General features: G+C 61.8%; 14 protein-coding genes, 1 tRNA gene and 1 other RNA gene. 9 read left to right on the top strand and 7 right to left on the bottom strand.

The annotated features are described in order from the left end of the window. Both NQ050_RS08430 and NQ050_RS08435 read left to right on the top strand, forming a co-directional pair. The gene (locus NQ050_RS08430; protein ID WP_257038859.1) at positions 1–1,323 is read left to right on the top strand and encodes a MurT ligase domain-containing protein; all 1,323 of its coding nucleotides are present in this window, start codon (positions 1–3) and stop codon (positions 1,321–1,323) included. A 1-nt stretch (position 1,324) separates the two neighbouring features. Next, complete coding sequence (locus NQ050_RS08435; protein WP_257038860.1) at positions 1,325–2,071, top strand: type 1 glutamine amidotransferase; 747 nt, start codon at positions 1,325–1,327, stop codon at positions 2,069–2,071. 32 nt (positions 2,072–2,103) lie between these two features. Here NQ050_RS08435 and NQ050_RS08440 read toward each other — a convergent pair whose 3' ends face one another. Continuing rightward, positions 2,104–2,760 carry a recombination mediator RecR gene (locus tag NQ050_RS08440; protein ID WP_257038862.1) on the bottom strand — a complete coding sequence of 219 codons (657 nt, stop codon included), beginning with the start codon at positions 2,758–2,760 and terminating at the stop codon, positions 2,104–2,106. Positions 2,761–2,907: 147 nt separating this feature from the next. On the opposite strand from NQ050_RS08440, the gene NQ050_RS08445 reads away from it, so the two are divergent. Continuing rightward, positions 2,908–3,294: a hypothetical protein gene (locus NQ050_RS08445; protein WP_257038863.1), complete on the top strand. Its 387-nt coding sequence runs from the start codon at positions 2,908–2,910 to the stop codon at positions 3,292–3,294. After that, the gene (locus NQ050_RS08450; RefSeq protein ID WP_257038864.1) at positions 3,291–3,641 is read left to right on the top strand and encodes a transcriptional regulator; all 351 of its coding nucleotides are present in this window, start codon (positions 3,291–3,293) and stop codon (positions 3,639–3,641) included. Before NQ050_RS08445 ends, NQ050_RS08450 begins: the two co-directional genes overlap by 4 nt. A gap of 210 nt (positions 3,642–3,851) precedes the next feature. Here NQ050_RS08450 and NQ050_RS08455 read toward each other — a convergent pair whose 3' ends face one another. From NQ050_RS08455 to ffs, 5 genes are all read right to left on the bottom strand, one after another. Further along, positions 3,852–4,163, bottom strand: a complete 312-nt coding sequence (locus NQ050_RS08455) for a YbaB/EbfC family nucleoid-associated protein (protein ID WP_257038865.1) — start codon at positions 4,161–4,163, stop codon at positions 3,852–3,854. A gap of 53 nt (positions 4,164–4,216) precedes the next feature. Further along, positions 4,217–6,487, bottom strand: coding sequence for a DNA polymerase III subunit gamma and tau (locus NQ050_RS08460; RefSeq protein WP_257038866.1), 2,271 nt, complete (start codon positions 6,485–6,487; stop codon positions 4,217–4,219). A gap of 21 nt (positions 6,488–6,508) precedes the next feature. Next, a complete protein-coding gene (locus NQ050_RS08465) occupies positions 6,509–7,054 on the bottom strand; it encodes a suppressor of fused domain protein (RefSeq protein WP_257038867.1) in 546 nt (181 codons plus the stop codon). Between the two features lie 10 nt (positions 7,055–7,064). Next, entirely contained in the window at positions 7,065–8,312 is a 1,248-nt protein-coding gene (locus NQ050_RS08470) for an aminotransferase class I/II-fold pyridoxal phosphate-dependent enzyme (protein ID WP_257038868.1), read from the bottom strand. 166 nt (positions 8,313–8,478) lie between these two features. After that, an RNA gene (gene ffs / locus NQ050_RS08475) (signal recognition particle sRNA small type) lies at positions 8,479–8,575 on the bottom strand. A 133-nt stretch (positions 8,576–8,708) separates the two neighbouring features. On the opposite strand from ffs, the gene NQ050_RS08480 reads away from it, so the two are divergent. The 4 genes from NQ050_RS08480 to NQ050_RS08495 all read left to right on the top strand — a co-directional run bounded on the left by NQ050_RS08480 (position 8,709) and on the right by NQ050_RS08495 (position 12,548). Beyond that, positions 8,709–8,794 (top strand) — tRNA-Ser (locus NQ050_RS08480). A gap of 638 nt (positions 8,795–9,432) precedes the next feature. Beyond that, entirely contained in the window at positions 9,433–10,011 is a 579-nt protein-coding gene (locus NQ050_RS08485) for a DUF4956 domain-containing protein (protein ID WP_257038869.1), read from the top strand. After that, the gene (locus NQ050_RS08490; protein ID WP_257038870.1) at positions 10,004–10,783 is read left to right on the top strand and encodes a polyphosphate polymerase domain-containing protein; all 780 of its coding nucleotides are present in this window, start codon (positions 10,004–10,006) and stop codon (positions 10,781–10,783) included. Before NQ050_RS08485 ends, NQ050_RS08490 begins: the two co-directional genes overlap by 8 nt. Before the next feature lie 43 nt (positions 10,784–10,826). Then, on the top strand, positions 10,827–12,548 hold the full coding sequence (locus tag NQ050_RS08495) for a carbohydrate-binding domain-containing protein (RefSeq protein ID WP_257038871.1): 1,722 nt from the start codon (positions 10,827–10,829) through the stop codon (positions 12,546–12,548). A 60-nt stretch (positions 12,549–12,608) separates the two neighbouring features. Here the strand turns inward: NQ050_RS08495 and gluQRS are convergent, their stop codons facing one another. Further along, positions 12,609–13,523 (bottom strand): tRNA glutamyl-Q(34) synthetase GluQRS, encoded by a 915-nt coding sequence (gluQRS, locus tag NQ050_RS08500; RefSeq protein ID WP_373456451.1) that lies wholly within the window; start codon positions 13,521–13,523, stop codon positions 12,609–12,611. 55 nt (positions 13,524–13,578) lie between these two features. On the opposite strand from gluQRS, the gene NQ050_RS08505 reads away from it, so the two are divergent. Next, positions 13,579–14,262 carry a queuosine precursor transporter gene (locus NQ050_RS08505; protein WP_257038873.1) on the top strand — a complete coding sequence of 228 codons (684 nt, stop codon included), beginning with the start codon at positions 13,579–13,581 and terminating at the stop codon, positions 14,260–14,262. Positions 14,263–14,446: the final 184 nt, after the last annotated feature.

A 14,446-nucleotide genomic window follows, 5' to 3' on the forward strand; every position in this document is an offset into this window, starting at 1 on the left:
ATGAAGTTTGCTCCCCGTACCGGCTTTGGCGCCGGGCCGCTGAACCACCTCCGCACGCACCTCGCTGTGGGTGCGGCAACGCTTGCAACAAAGGCCTCGCAGATTTCTGGGCGCGGCTCCGGCGGCATGATCGGCGGGCTTGTTGCAGAAAAAATCGACCCGAACATCATGGCAAACTTGAGCGGCGGGCGCCCCGTTGCACTGGTCACCGGCACCAACGGCAAGTCCACCACCACGCGCATGCTCGCCTCCGCCGTGCGCACCCAGCACCGCGTGGCCACCAACGAGGGCGGCGACAACATGGACGCGGGCATCATCTCCGCGCTGATGGCCGGCGCCAACGCCACCCACGTGGTCCTAGAGGTGGACGAGCTACACGTCCCGGCAGTGGCAGACCGCCTCAACCCCAAGGTCCTCGTACTGCTCAACCTCTCCCGCGACCAACTAGACCGCGTGGGCGAAATCAACAAAATCGAGCGCACCCTGCGCGAATGCGTGCGCAAGCACCCGGAGATGACCGTGGTGGCAAACTGCGACGACGTCCTCATCACCTCCGTTGCCTATTCCGCCAAAAACGTCATCTGGGTAGCTGCAGGCGGCGGCTGGTTAGGCGACTCCGTCTCCTGCCCCCGCACCGGCGGCCACATTGTCCATGAGGGGGAGCACTGGTACGCCGCCAAGCCCCTCCCCACCGGTGAGCGTTTTGAGCGGCCCACACCGGATTGGGTGATCACCTCAGATGGAATCCTCTCCCCTCATGGGAAGACGTCTGACGAGGTGGCGTCGGCAATGCCAATCCCACTCAACCTGAAGCTGCCCGGCAACGCGAACCGTGGCAACGCCACGCAGGCTGTCGCGGCGGCGGTGGCCGGCTTTGACATACCTCTTGAACAAGCTGTTCGCGCGGTGGAGCAGGTGGATGACGTGGCCGGGCGCTACTCCACGATCCAGCTTGGCGAGCACCAGGTACATCTGCTGCTCGCAAAGAACCCCGCCGGTTGGCAAGAGGCGCTGTCCATGGTGGATCGCAGCGCGGAGGGCCTTGTGGTTGCCGTGAATGGCCAGGTTGCTGACGGTGAGGATCTTTCCTGGCTGTGGGACGTGAAGTTTGAGGATCTCAGCTCGTTGGCGGTGAAGGCTGCCGGTGAGCGCTCCACGGACCTGGCGGTGCGGCTCACGTACGCGGAGGTGGAGCATGAGCTGATCGCTGATCCACTTGCCGCCATCCGTGCCTGCCCGCCCGGCCGGGTGGAGGTTTTGGCAAATTACACTGCGTTCCGCGATCTGAAGAAGGCGCTGCTCCAGGCGGCAAAGGAGGCTTAACATGCTCAGTATTGGACTCATCCTCCCAGACGTCTTGGGCACCTACGGCGACGACGGCAACGCGCTCGTCCTGCGCCAACGCGCCCGCATGCGCGGCATCGACGCCGAAATCCACAAAATTCACCTCGGCGAACCCGTCCCCGACTCCCTGGACCTCTACTGCCTCGGCGGCGGCGAAGACACCGCACAAATCCTCGCTGCGGAACACTTGCTTTCCGACGGCGGACTCCAGCGCGCAGCCGCCAAAGGCACCCCAGTGTTGGGCATTTGCGCAGGCCTGCAGGTACTCGGATGGTCGTTCCGCGCCGGCGGCCGGGTGGTTGATGGCGTGGGTCTGATCGATGCCACCACCATTGCCCTGGAAAAACGCGCCATCGGCGAAGTGCAGTCCACCCCCACCGGCGCGGGCATCACCGCCGAGCTCACCGAGCCGCTCACCGGCTTTGAAAACCATATGGGCGCAACCATCTTGGGGCCCGATGCCCAACCCCTTGGCCGCGTGACCCGCGGCGTGGGCAACACGGATGTGTACGGAGCAGACGAGGTAGCGGCGGATCGCTCCCAACTCAGCGCCGAGGGCGTGGTGCAGGGAAGCGTGGTGTGCACCTACATGCACGGCCCCGCGCTGGCGCGCAACCCGCAGCTCGCGGACCTGCTTTTGGCCAGAGCCATGGGCATCCCCCTCATGGAACTTGCCCCGCTGGATCTTGAGGTTGTGGAGAAGCTGCGCCGGGAGCGCCTGGCCTAATTGGGCTAGTTTGGTGAGCTTGGTGAGCTTGGCTAGAGCTTCAAGCGGCCGCTGAGCGCGCGGGAGAGGGTGAGCTCGTCTACGAACTCCAGGTCTCCGCCCAGCGGCATCCCGGACGCCAGACGGGAGATCACGAGGTCTGGGAAGTCACGCAGGAGGCGGGCCAGGTAACTTGCGGTGGCCTCGCCTTCCGTATTGGGGTCAGTGGCAAGGATGACCTCGTGGATCTCGGGGGCGGTGTCATAGAGTGGTGCCTCGGGGGTGGAATCGGCGAGCTCGCGGTCGGGCAGGGCGCCACCGATGCGCTGCAAAAGTTGCGCGATGTTGAGTTCCCGCGGGCCGATGTTGGCCAAGGGATCCAGCGCGCCGCCGAGTACGTGGTAGCGCCCGTTGTACTCCCCTGTCCGCTCGATCACCTGGATATCCTTGGGTTCTTCCACCACGCAGATGGTGCTGCGGTCACGGGAGGAGTCCGCACAGATGCGGCACACTTGCTCGCGGGAGATATTGCAGCAGATGCGGCAGAATGCCACCCCGTCACGCACCGCACCCAGGGCGTCCTGGAGGCGAGTGATGTCTGCGGGTTCTACATGTAGCAGGTAGAAGGCGATGCGCTGTGCGGATTTAGGGCCGATGCCGGGCAGCCGAGAAAACTCGTCAATCAGATCCTGAACTGGGCCTTCAAACACTGCCTATGCATTCCTTCCCCGTGTATATGGTGGTCACCGGTGAACCAAACAACACCCCACTATATGCACAAATCCTTGTGAGCTCTCCATAGACTCGCTACAGTTTCCATATAGGAAAACAAGCAATCTGTTCATGAGGGGATGCGAATGCGCGAACAACAAGAAGCCTTAGCTTTTGCCAGCACCGTTGAACAACAAGCCACCCCGCGCTGGTGGCCCTCCGTGGTCTTCGCCGCATTATTTGCGCTGGCGGTGTACATGCTGCCCTTCTACACCCCTTGGCTCACGTGGGCCTTGCTGGCGGTTGCCCTGATTTTCTATTTTGGTTACGCACGGACCCGTGGTGTACGCAATGCCGCAAGACAACCGGTTGGGAATGGGCCCAAACTCTCCTGGTTCGGTGCCGCAGTCATCCTGGCGTTGGTTGCCGCCATGCAGCTCTCAGTAGAAGCAACGTGGCCGGTGCGGGTGGCGGTAGCCGTCGGAACCTTTGCCGCTGCCTTGTGGCTGGCGCGAGCTGAGGCCAGGCAGTGAGTTCCCTGGACCCAACGCTCACACCCCTTGCGCGCTTCAAGATTTGCGCCGCCCTCAATGCCTTCAGCGCCGTAGAGAGTGATCCACAAGGCGGCGCGCCGAGCAAAGAGATGAAGTTTGCCAAGCTGCGTGACGCCACCGAGCTTTCGAACGCCTCCCTCTCCAAACACCTCGGCGCCTTGGAGCAAGTCGGCTACATCACCCGTTTCCGTGAATACGGCTCCACTCGCGCGAAAGACACCGTGTGGGTGATGCTCACCGCCGCAGGCAGCGCCGCCTTCCAATCCCATTGGGCCGCCCTGCGTGAGCTCGTGGAACGGCCCGGACCCGGCTCCGGGGCTGATTGAGTGTTATTGGGGCTGTGGGGGCGATCACGTTGGTCGAAAGGAGGCGTTGGTCGATAGCTAAAGGTCGATACCACGCCAATTTCCCCAAAAACGGGCGTCCTATCGACCAACGCAACGGCCTATCGACTTTAAGCCCTCGACCAACGCCCAATCACCCCCTAAAAGCCCGCCCCGAAAGCACCCACGCAGGTCCACAGGCGGGCGAAAACGCTAGATCAGGCCGTCAAAGCCCTGGGAAAGCGGACCCATCTTCTGCTCAGCGAGCTGCGCGAGGTTGGCGTGGGCGTCATTGAAGGCGCCGATCACGAGGTCCTGCAAAGTTTCCACGTCCTGTGGGTCCACTACCTGGGGGTCAATTCGCACTGCAACCACCTGGCCGTTACCCTGCAACTCCACGGAGACGAGGTTGTTGCCTGCGGAACCGCTCACCACGGTTGCCAGGATTTCCTGCTGAGCTGCCTCAAGCTGCGCCTGCATCTGCTGCGCCTGGGCGAGGATCTGGGACATGTCCGGCTGAGTCATGAAGTACCTTTCACTTATTTGATCATCAAGTGCCTTTGAGCTTACCCACACACCTAGATTCGGCGCGCGCCAAGCTCCTCGGTCACCAAGTCCATGGCCACGGTGAGGGCGTCGCGGGCGTCGCGTTCACCCAGCTCAGTGGCGGCCTGCTCAGCCATCTCCTGTTCCTGGGCCTCCCGATCATCCTGGGCCGCCTCCTGCGGCGCGGCCTCCGCCTCCGCCTGACGCTTGCGGAACTGCTCCCGCGCAGCCCCTAAATCCACCCTGCCGCCCGTTCGCACCGGTGTAGGCTGAGGCATCCCCTCATCGGCGGCATATCCGTAGGGTTCCGGCGGCGCCTCGAACTCAGGTGGTTCAGGCGGCAGCGGAACCTCATCTTTTCCCAGCGATGCGGGCTCTCCCCAGGAATCATCAGCATTTCCGACGTCCCCAGGCCCCTGCCCTTCCGCTCGCTGCTCGGTTACGGGTGTAGGTGTGGGTGCGGGTGTGGGTTCCGGTTCCGGTTTCGGCTCGGGATTCCAGACTTTCTGCGGCGCGGTTGCCTTAACCCCTTCTACCTGCTCAGGATTGGTGCCAACCACGCATTCCACCTGCATCTTCGCGCCGAGCTCCTGCTCGATTGCGCGCACAATCACCTCATTGTTTGCGGGGTCGTTGAGGCGCTGCGCAAGCGCACCCGTGTTGTGGCCGATCACCAACGTATCCTCACGAAACCCAATCACCTTGGCTTCCGTGAGCATAATTCCGGTCACGGAGTTCAGCTTGAATGCGGTAGCCCGCACGTCGGCCCACTTGGCGCGAATATCCTTGTCCAGGTCCGCTGGCTGGGAGGTGGGGGCTTGCTCTGGCGCCGGTGCTGCCGCGGGCGCTGGTGCCGGTGCTGGTTCTGGTGCGGGCACTGATTTCGGTTCGGGTGCCAAATCCGCCTGAGGTTGCGGTGCCGGTGCCCTTTCCGGTTGCGGTGCCGTTTCCGGTTGCGGCTGCGGTTGCGGCTGCGGCGCAGGCACGGGCTGTGGCTCCGGTGCTCGCGCCTCAACCTTCGGCGCCTCAGCATCTTGCGCTTTCGCCTGCTGCGCTTCCTCGCGGGCTTTGCGCATGGCGGCGCGGTCATACTTGGCCGCTGCCTGGGCTTTCGCCGGATCCATGCCACCAACAGTCCCCGAACCAACGCCCGCAGCACCAGCACCTGCAGCACCCGCAACACCAACAGCACCAACACCAACCACTCCCGTGGTGGGCAGCAACATCTTGGCGCACAGGATTTCCAGCAGCAGCCTCGGGGAGGTGGCGCCTCGGAGGTCGGAGAGGCCGTCGTTCACGATGGCGGCTAGGCGGGCGGTTTCGCCAGGGGCAAAGGCCTCCGCTTGGGCGCGCAGGATGTCCGCGCGGTCTGTGGGGGCATCCACCAGGCCAAGGGTGAAGGCGTCGGGCACCGCCTGGAGCACCATGAGGTCACGGAAGCGGTCCAGCAGGTCAGAGGCGAAGCGGCGGGGGTCGAGACCTGCCTCAATCACCTTGTCCACCGTGGTGAACAAGCCCGCGTGATCGCCTGAGGAAAGTGCTTCGGTGGCCGCGTCGAGAAGCGTTTCATCGGTAGCACCCAGCAGCATTCGGGCATGCTCGTAGGTAAGTCCCTCGGGGCCGGAGCCGGCCAGGAGTTGGTCGAGGACGGAGAGGGTGTCACGCGGGGAGCCGCCACCTGCGCGGATCACCAGCGGAAATACGGAGTCTTCCACCTGGGCGCCCTCGCCGGCCACGGTGCGCTCGATCAGCCCGCGCATCGCCTGCGGGGTGAGCAGGCGGAATGGGTAGTGGTGGGTGCGCGAGCGGATGGTGCCAATCACCTTTTCGGGTTCGGTGGTGGCAAAGATGAAGATCAGGTGCTCTGGGGGTTCCTCCACGATCTTGAGCAGCGCGTTGGCGCCGGAGGTGGTGATCATGTGGGCTTCGTCGATGATGAAGATGCGGTAGCGCGACTCCGCCGGGGCATACACCGCACGATCGCGCAGCTCACGCATGTCTTCCACGCCGTTGTTACTGGCGGCGTCGAGCTCCGTCACGTCCAAATTGCCGGGGCCGTTCGGCGCCAGCGACACACAAGAATTACACACGCCACAAGGCGTGGACGTAGGCCCCTGCTCGCAGTTCAACGAACGCGCCAAAATGCGCGCGGAGGAAGTCTTGCCGCAGCCACGCGGCCCGGAGAACAGGTACGCATGGTTGATCCTGCCACTATCCAACGCCACGGACAGCGGCCGAGTCACCTGCTCCTGGCCCACAACCTCAGCGAAAGAACCCGGACGATACTTGCGATACAGTGCCACGCTTGTAAAGCCTACTGAACCCTATGGACTTCTGCGCCAATCCAGCACCGGCACCTGCTCAGAGGCAATTTTTGCCAACAGCTCCTGCGCGCTGTGCGTGAGCGCAAACTCAAACTCCGCCTGCGTGAGCATGATGAGCTGCAACATCAGCACCATCCGACCTTCCTCCACCACCTGCGGCACGCCTTCCTCCCAGGTAGAGGGCGCAATAAACAGGCCGTGGCGGGCTGTGATCTCCCCCGGCAGGCGCGCAAAATCGGCCAGCGCGGGCAAGATCGTTCCGGGCTGCGCGGAAATTGCAAAGTTCGACGCGGCCACGAGCTCACATGCCTCACGCACCACGGCGGCAACCGGCGGCAGCGGCTCAGTGGAAAGGGCGAAGACCTCCGCGCGCACATCCAACCCCATTGCTTCCAGCCCGGAGTCCACATGTTGGAAATCCAGGGTGGTGACCAACGTGGTGTCGTCGATACGCGTGGACGCCAGGGCGAAGGGAGCCTCTTCCACCTGCTCAAGCTCGCCGGGGAAGAAGCCCTGTTGCCACTCCAAGCTGGCCGCTACATCCATGCTGCGCGCCCTACGCCTGCGCCTTTTCGGCCGCAGCCAACAGCACGCAGGTAGCAAAGCCGTCCATGGCCACCTCGAGCTCCTCAACCGGAGGCAGCGAAGGCGCGAGGCGAATGTTGCGGTTCCGCGGGTCCTGCTTCAGCGGGAAAGAGGAACCGGCGCCCGTCAGCGCGATGCCGGCCTCCTTGGCCAGCTCCACCACGCGGGAAGCGGTGCCATCAACCACGTCCACAGAAATGAAGTAGCCGCCGGTTGGATTGGACCAGGTGGCCACATCCTTGCCGCCCAAGCGGTGCTCCAGGATCTCCAGGACGCGCGCGAACTTCGGCGCAAGGCTGCCGGCATGCTTCTGCATAACAGCCTTGATGCCGTCCACGTTGCCAAAGAACTGGGCGTGAGCGAGCTGGTTGATCTTGTTTGGGCCAATGCCGCGCACGCTCGCATGGGACTCGTACCACTTCAGGTTGTCCGTGCTCGTTGCCAGGAAGGACACACCCGCACCCGCGTGCGTGATCTTGGAGGTGGAGCTCATGAACCAGAATCGGTTTGGATTGCCCGCCTGAGCTGCGAACTCCAGCACATTGTGGTTGATGGGGAACTCGTCCGTGAGGGTATGCAGCGCGTAGGCGTTGTCCCACACGATGCGGAAATCCGGTGCGGCAGTTTCCATCTCCGCAAGGGCGCGGCAGGTGGCCTCAGAGAAAGTGATGCCGGTCGGATTGCCAAACACTGGCACGCACCACATACCCTTGACCTGGGGATCCTTCACCAGTTCGCGCACGGCGTCCAGGTCCGGGCCCTCGTCGTTGAGAGGCACCGTGATCATCTCAAAGCCAAAGTGCTCGGTGATGGTGAAGTGGCGGTCGTAGCCTGGCACCGGGCAGATCCACTTCACGGTTTCCTCCTTGGACCACGGCTGCTGCGAATCGTTGGTGCCAAAGATGTATGCCCAGCTAATCATGTCAAACATGATGTTGAGGCTCGAGGCATCTCCAGCGATCACGTTCTCCGCCGGCAAACCCAAAGCCTGTGCCCACATCTCCCGAATATCCGGGATGCCAACCAAGCCTCCGTAGTTGCGGCAATCAGTGCCATCCTTGGCCTTGAAGTTCTCCCCCGGAAGGCTTAACAGCGCATTGGAAAAATCCAACTGCTCACTTGATGGCTTGCCGCGGGTGAGATCCAGCTTCAAGTTCTTAGCCTTGAGCTGCTCATATTCCGCGCGGAGGTCATCAAGATTCAAATCAGCGACTGCCATAATTGTGAGTCCTTCCGGTCCTTCCGGGCCCTCTTCATCAATGGGCCGTTTTTGGGCCCTTGACGCCGAGCAACCCGGATCGAGCTTTTCTCTCCAACTCTAGACTGCGTAGGGGAATTAGTCAGCCGGATCGGTGAGGTTTGAGGGCGGGTAGCGGCCACGCATAAAAAAGGGGACTCCGCACACCCGCCAGAGCCCACTGACCCTTGCTGCATTCCTGCCCTGGGGGAGTTCATGGGATACACGCCATGCGAAGTCCTGCCACTCACCCTAGCGGAAACCGACGGAACCCCTCAACTTTCCCTCCGTTTCCTCCGGTAATACTGGTGATTTGTGTAGCAATGGCCAGGTTGTGTATTGTCTTTCCAGTACACGGAAGTGACTTCTGTGAACGCTGGAGGATTCGACTAGCGGCCTATGTCACACGCCTGGAACGCGTGCGGGTTTCACGACCCTCGTGGGTTCAAATCCCACATCCTCCGCACATTTGCCGCCCGGCTCCCTTGAAATAAGGGAGCCGGGTTTTGCTATTCATCACCTCGTTGAGAGTGTGGGGTGGAGAGTGTTGGCGCGCTGAGGGGCGCTCGGGGTGGAGGTCGATAGGACCCGTAGGTCGAGAGCTTAAAGTCGATACCACCCGAAAATCCCCAAAATCGCCCGCCCTTTCGACCAACGCCACGAGCTAACGACTTTTAGCCTTCGACCAACGCTCAGACTCGGCCCATTTCGCTTCACGTTCATACCGAAACTGAACCAAGACGGTGAGAACTTTGAGCAAAAGGCAGTTGCAAACACTTCTAACCGCCTCTCACGGCGAACCGCCCCCTCCAAACATCTAGAAAATCCCTTAACGCTCCCAGCCGACTCCCAGAAACCCAACTAAACGGACGCAAACAAACACACAATCACGCCCATACAGATACCCTCCACCCCACTCTCCCACCACAAAAACATACCCTCACCTGCGACGATAAAACGTCCGGTCACCCACCACGGTTTTTTGTACCCAAACCCAGGGTCCCCTAAGCAAGCAAAGCCAAACTCATTCCCAGAGACAGACAGCATCCGCTGCATTTGATCCGCGGAAATCCTCCGCATGGTTTTAGAAAGGCCAATCACGATGTCCCCCATCATGATTCTCATCGACCTCCTTGCAATCTCCACCCTCGTGTTCGCCATTTATTTCCCACGTCACCGCCGTGCAGACCTCGTGGTCGCCTTCCTGGGTGTGAACGTGGGTGTGCTTGCGGTGTCGCAGGTGCTTGCTACTTCTTCGGTAGGCGCAGGTTTGGGCCTCGGGTTGTTCGGTGTACTTTCGATCATCCGCTTGCGTAGCTCAGAAATCAGCCAGCGCGAGGTGGCGTACTACTTTGCAGCCCTGGCGATCGGCCTCATCTGCGGCCTCACGCAAGCCGCGTCCATACTGGCAATAGCAATGATCGCACTCATCGTGCTTGTGCTGGCCGTGGCGGATACACGAATGGTCGCCTCCTTTGGAGGCCAGCGCCAGGAGGTGAATCTGGACCACGCGATCACGGACCACACCGAGCTCGTTCAGGAGCTGGAGCGCGTGCTCGGGCAGAAGGTCAAGCATGCCAATGTGCTTCGCCTGGACCTGGTCAATGACATCACCCTCGTCGAGGTTGTTACTGATCGCAAGCAAACCCTTCCAGCTCACCCGGAGTTGACCAATGCTTAGTACAGCCCACTCCACCGCCCTCGATTTCTCCGAACTCCAACCCATCAGCCTCGAGGAGCTCATCAGCCAGGCAGCGATGCTCACCAGGGTGGACCGCAAGTACGTCCTACCACGCGGCGAGGTACAGCGGATCATCCAAGGACTGGACCCAAACACCAAAACCCTTGTGCACAACCAAAAGGCGCCACAGGCGTATCGCTCAACTTACTTTGACACCCCAGGGCTCACTAGTTTCTACATGGCGGCCAGGCCTCGGCGGCGAAAGTTCAAAGTTCGCACCCGCAGCTACGTGGATTCCAAGATCGCATTCCTTGAGGTCAAGGGCACAGGCCCCAGGGGGGTGACGGTCAAAGAGCGCATCCCGTACAACTTTGAGGCAGCAATGTCCGACGAACTCCTCCCGGACGTCATTCCCTGGCTCGGCAGCAAGCTGGAGCTGGCGGGCATGGACGCCAACACCGCCTGGGACTTGCATCCAGTGCTTTGGGGCAGCTACAACCGCAGCACCCTGCTCATGGCGGACGGAGTAGGCCGAGCCACCATTGATACGGAACTGGACTGGGCCAATCACCAGGGCGCCTACCTGGATTGCCCGGACATGGCGATCTTTGAAACCAAGTCCGGTGCCAGCCCCTCGCAGTTGGATCGCCTGTTATGGGCATACGGCCACCGCCCACAAAAGATTTCCAAGTTCGGCACCGGGATGGCGGCTTTAGATCCCACCCTGCCGCGGAATCGCTGGCACCGCATCATCGAGCAGTCATTCAAATAACTCAAGTAACTCACCCACCAAATCACAGAAAGAATTGCACACAATGAAACGCCTCCCAATCCACACTTCCCTACTCAGCACCGCTTTCGCAGCCACCATCGCACTGTCGGCGTGCACCGCTGCACCGAACACCACCCAAACCTCAGAAACCAGCGCACTCGCCACAAGTACCACGCAGGCGGTGGCCACGAGCGGCGCGTGGGGCGTCGGAAATCCCCCAACTGCTGCTGAAGCGCTTTCGGAAAACGCGCAGGCCAGCGTATATGAGGGCAGCACCTCGGGTGCACAAGAGGTCAGCGGCACGATCACCTCCGGCGGCACCTACCGCATCAGCGGTGATAGCACCGGCGTGGAAATCAATGCAGCAGACCAACAAGTCACTTTGATTGTGGACAATGCAAATGTTACCGGGGACATCACGGTCACTGCGGCGGATGACGTTGCGATCGTCCTTGAGGGCAGCAGCACCGTGAAGGGCACCATCCAGGCGGAGTCCGACCTCACGGTCACCGGCAGCGGCTCCCTTGAGCTAGACGCCGCTGAAGACGGCATCAAGAGCGCCGACGACCTGGTAATTCTCGGCGGCACGGTCACCGTCAAAGCCGGCGACGATGGCTTGGAGGGCAACGATTCCCTAACCATCAGCGGCGGCACCATCAACGTAACCAGCGGCGGTGACGCCCTGAAGTCCGACCAAACCGATGACCTCACGCAGGGCTACGTCCACATCTCCGGGGGCGATATCACACTCACGGCCAGCGGCGACGGCATTGACGCCTCCACGGACGCCGTCCTCACCGGCGGCAACAGCACAATCACCACGAACGGCGACACCAGCCAAGACGTCTCCTCCAAAGGCATCAAGGCCGGCACCTATCTGCTCACCTCCGGCGGCACCGTGGAAGTCACCTCCACCGATGACGCCCTTCATTCTAACGGTGCGTTGCGCCTCAGTGGTGGCACATTCACCCTAGCCAGCGATGATGACGGCATCCACGCGGAGGTTGCCGCCGTGCTCGACGGCGCCAACGTTGACGTCACCAAATCCAACGAAGCGCTGGAAGGCGGCCTCATCACCATCAGTGCAGGCACCATCAACCTCGCCTCCACCGACGACGCCATCAATGGCTCCGGCTACACCTCCGCCGAGGCACTCGCATCTGGCACTACCGACGCAGCCAGCGCGACCGCAAACACGAACTCCCCTAGCAGCATGGGCGGCATGGGCGGCATGGATCAGTCCTCCGGTGAGCAGGTCACGATCTCTGGCGGCGAGGTGACTATCAATGCCGGTGGCGACGGCCTGGATTCGAACGGTGACCTCACCATCACTGGCGGCACCACCGTGGTGCACGGCCCTGAAAATTCCGGCAATGGCAGCATAGATGTGAACGGAACCTACTCCATTACCGGTGGTGAGCTCATCACCATTGGCTCCGCAGGTATGGCCGTGAACCCCAACACCGGTGGGCAAGGATGGCTTTCCGCTGGCGTGCAGGGAAGCGCCGGTGACACAATCACCATCACTGATAGTGCCGGCGCGGTACTGGCGGAAGTTGAGGCAATCAAGAACTTCCAAATGGTGCAGTACTCCTCACCTGAAATCACCACCGGCGAATCCTACTCCGTGAATGGCACCAACGTTACCGCCGGCCAGGCTGCTGCCGGAACGGGTACAGGAATGGATGGCCGCGGCATGGGTGGTATGCGCCCAAATGCAGAAATGGGTGTGGTCCCACCAACCAATACCAACAGCAACGCCTAATTGTCGCGTTTCCGCCCGCCCCGCCTGCCCGCCCCGCATCACACGCGAGGCGGGTTTTGTTTATGCGCGCCACACATATGGCTCGCGCGGCAGGTCCGCAGGTGAAAAATGCTCCAGCATTTCAGGCACCGTGTCCACCTGCGGCATGTCGAGGCTTTCACACATCAGCCGCACCACAGCAGCAACACCAACGCTGGTTTGTTCATGAGGGGAGAGCATTTCACGCAGGGTCACCGCACCATCGCGCTTAGCCAGGCGTTTTCCCTGCTCGTTGAGCACCAGGGGCACATGGGCGTAGGTGGGCGTGGGTTGGCCCAGGAGGTGGAGGAGGTACGCCTGGCGCGGGGTGGAGGGGAGGAGGTCGTCGCCGCGGACTATTTGGTCGATGCCCTGGGCGGAATCGTCCACCACAACGGCCAGGTTGTAGGCCCAGTCGGGGGTGTGGCCTCCTCGGCGCAGGATCATGTCATCTACCTCGCCGCGGTACTCCCCCACCAATTCATCGTGCACTGTCCATTCGGTCACTTCGGCGCGGAGCCGAAGAGCTGGGACCCTGCCTTGCGCTGCGAGCTCGGCGCGCTTGCGGGCCTTGGCGACGTCGGAAAGCTCCCTGCATGTGCCGGGGTAAGAGCCGGGGATGGCGTGCGGCGCGCGGGAGGCTTCCTGGATGTCTTTGCGGGAGCAGAAGCATTCATAGTGCGGCAGTCTGGCCAGCGCCCCCTGGTACAGCTCGTGGCGTTCATGCTGGTAGGAGACGCTGTCCCAGTCCAGGCCGAGGGTGGCAAGGTCTTCTAGTTGGCGTTCGGCGGAGTCCATGGAGCTGCGCTGTGTGTCCACGTCCTCCACGCGCATGAGGAATGCGCGGCCGGTGCTGCGGGCCCACAGCCACGCCAGGACGGCGGTGCGGAGGTTGCCAAAGTGGAGGTCGCCGCTGGGTGAGGGCGCGTATCTACCTGCTCCAGTCATGTGGGCCAGTGTAACCCGAAGTGCACAGTCTCCTTCAGGCCAACTGGTGTGCCACTATGTACGGGTGACTCAACAACCCCGCTACATCCCCGTCCAACACAGTGTGTACCCCGTGCTGGTCACGCTGTTTGTGAGCATTTTCCTCATCTCCAACATCACCGCCACCAAAGGCGTGACAATTGGGCCGCTGGTCACCGACGGCGCCTTCTTCCTCTTCCCCGCCGCCTATGTGCTAGGCGACGTCCTCAGCGAATGCTTTGGCTTCCGCGCAGCCCGGCGCGCCATCTGGACAGGTTTCGGGGTGACGCTACTGGCGGTCGCGGCATTTTATGTAGCTATTTGGCTGCCCGCCGCAGACTTCTACGAAGGGCAGGAGGCCTTTGCCGCAACGTTAGGCCTGGTGCCGCAGATCGTGGTGGCCTCGCTGGCGGGCTATGCGCTGGGCCAGCTCCTCAACGCTTGGGTGCTCACCCGTATGAAACAGCGCAGCGGTGAACGTGGCCTGTGGCGGCGGCTGATCGGCTCCACAATCGTGGGCGAGTTCGGTGACACCCTGGTGTTCTGCCTCATCGCCGCCCCCGTGATCGGCATCGCCACCGCCAGCGACCTGGTGAATTACGTTGTGGTGGGCTTCGTGTGGAAAACCCTCATCGAGGTGCTCGTCATGCCAGTGACCTACCAGGTGATCGGGTGGGTGAAGCGCCGCGAGCCCTACCTTGAAGCGAGGCAGGAAGGGCAAGTGCTGTAAAGCGCGTTCCGACGCTCCCCTCCCGCACGCCCAAAGGCATGGCTCCATGGGGGTTCAGGGGTACTGTTACCGACCTATACATTCCTATACATTGGGCAATGTATAGGTCTGATTTTTTGGCCATTTTCACCATTTTCCCAGGTGGCCATCCGATACTTTCCTATACATTGGGCAATGTATAGGT

Origin of the sequence: Corynebacterium sp. 122RC1, assembly GCF_024580955.1 — a bacterium.
Lineage (GTDB): Bacteria > Actinomycetota > Actinomycetes > Mycobacteriales > Mycobacteriaceae > Corynebacterium > Corynebacterium kozikiae.

Bases quoted from the DNA above. Each gene is read 5' to 3' on its own strand.
- NQ050_RS08495 (WP_257038871.1), top strand. From the start codon at position 10,827: ATGAAACGCCTCCCAATCCACACTTCCCTACTCAGCACCGCTTTCGCA.
- NQ050_RS08435 (WP_257038860.1), top strand. From the start codon at position 1,325: ATGCTCAGTATTGGACTCATCCTCCCAGACGTCTTGGGCACCTACGGC.
- NQ050_RS08485 (WP_257038869.1), top strand. From the start codon at position 9,433: ATGTCCCCCATCATGATTCTCATCGACCTCCTTGCAATCTCCACCCTC.
- NQ050_RS08490 (WP_257038870.1), top strand. From the start codon at position 10,004: ATGCTTAGTACAGCCCACTCCACCGCCCTCGATTTCTCCGAACTCCAA.
- NQ050_RS08430 (WP_257038859.1), top strand. From the start codon at position 1: ATGAAGTTTGCTCCCCGTACCGGCTTTGGCGCCGGGCCGCTGAACCAC.
- NQ050_RS08445 (WP_257038863.1), top strand. From the start codon at position 2,908: ATGCGCGAACAACAAGAAGCCTTAGCTTTTGCCAGCACCGTTGAACAA.
- NQ050_RS08465 (WP_257038867.1), bottom strand. From the start codon at position 7,054: ATGGATGTAGCGGCCAGCTTGGAGTGGCAACAGGGCTTCTTCCCCGGC.
- NQ050_RS08470 (WP_257038868.1), bottom strand. From the start codon at position 8,312: ATGGCAGTCGCTGATTTGAATCTTGATGACCTCCGCGCGGAATATGAG.
- NQ050_RS08455 (WP_257038865.1), bottom strand. From the start codon at position 4,163: ATGACTCAGCCGGACATGTCCCAGATCCTCGCCCAGGCGCAGCAGATG.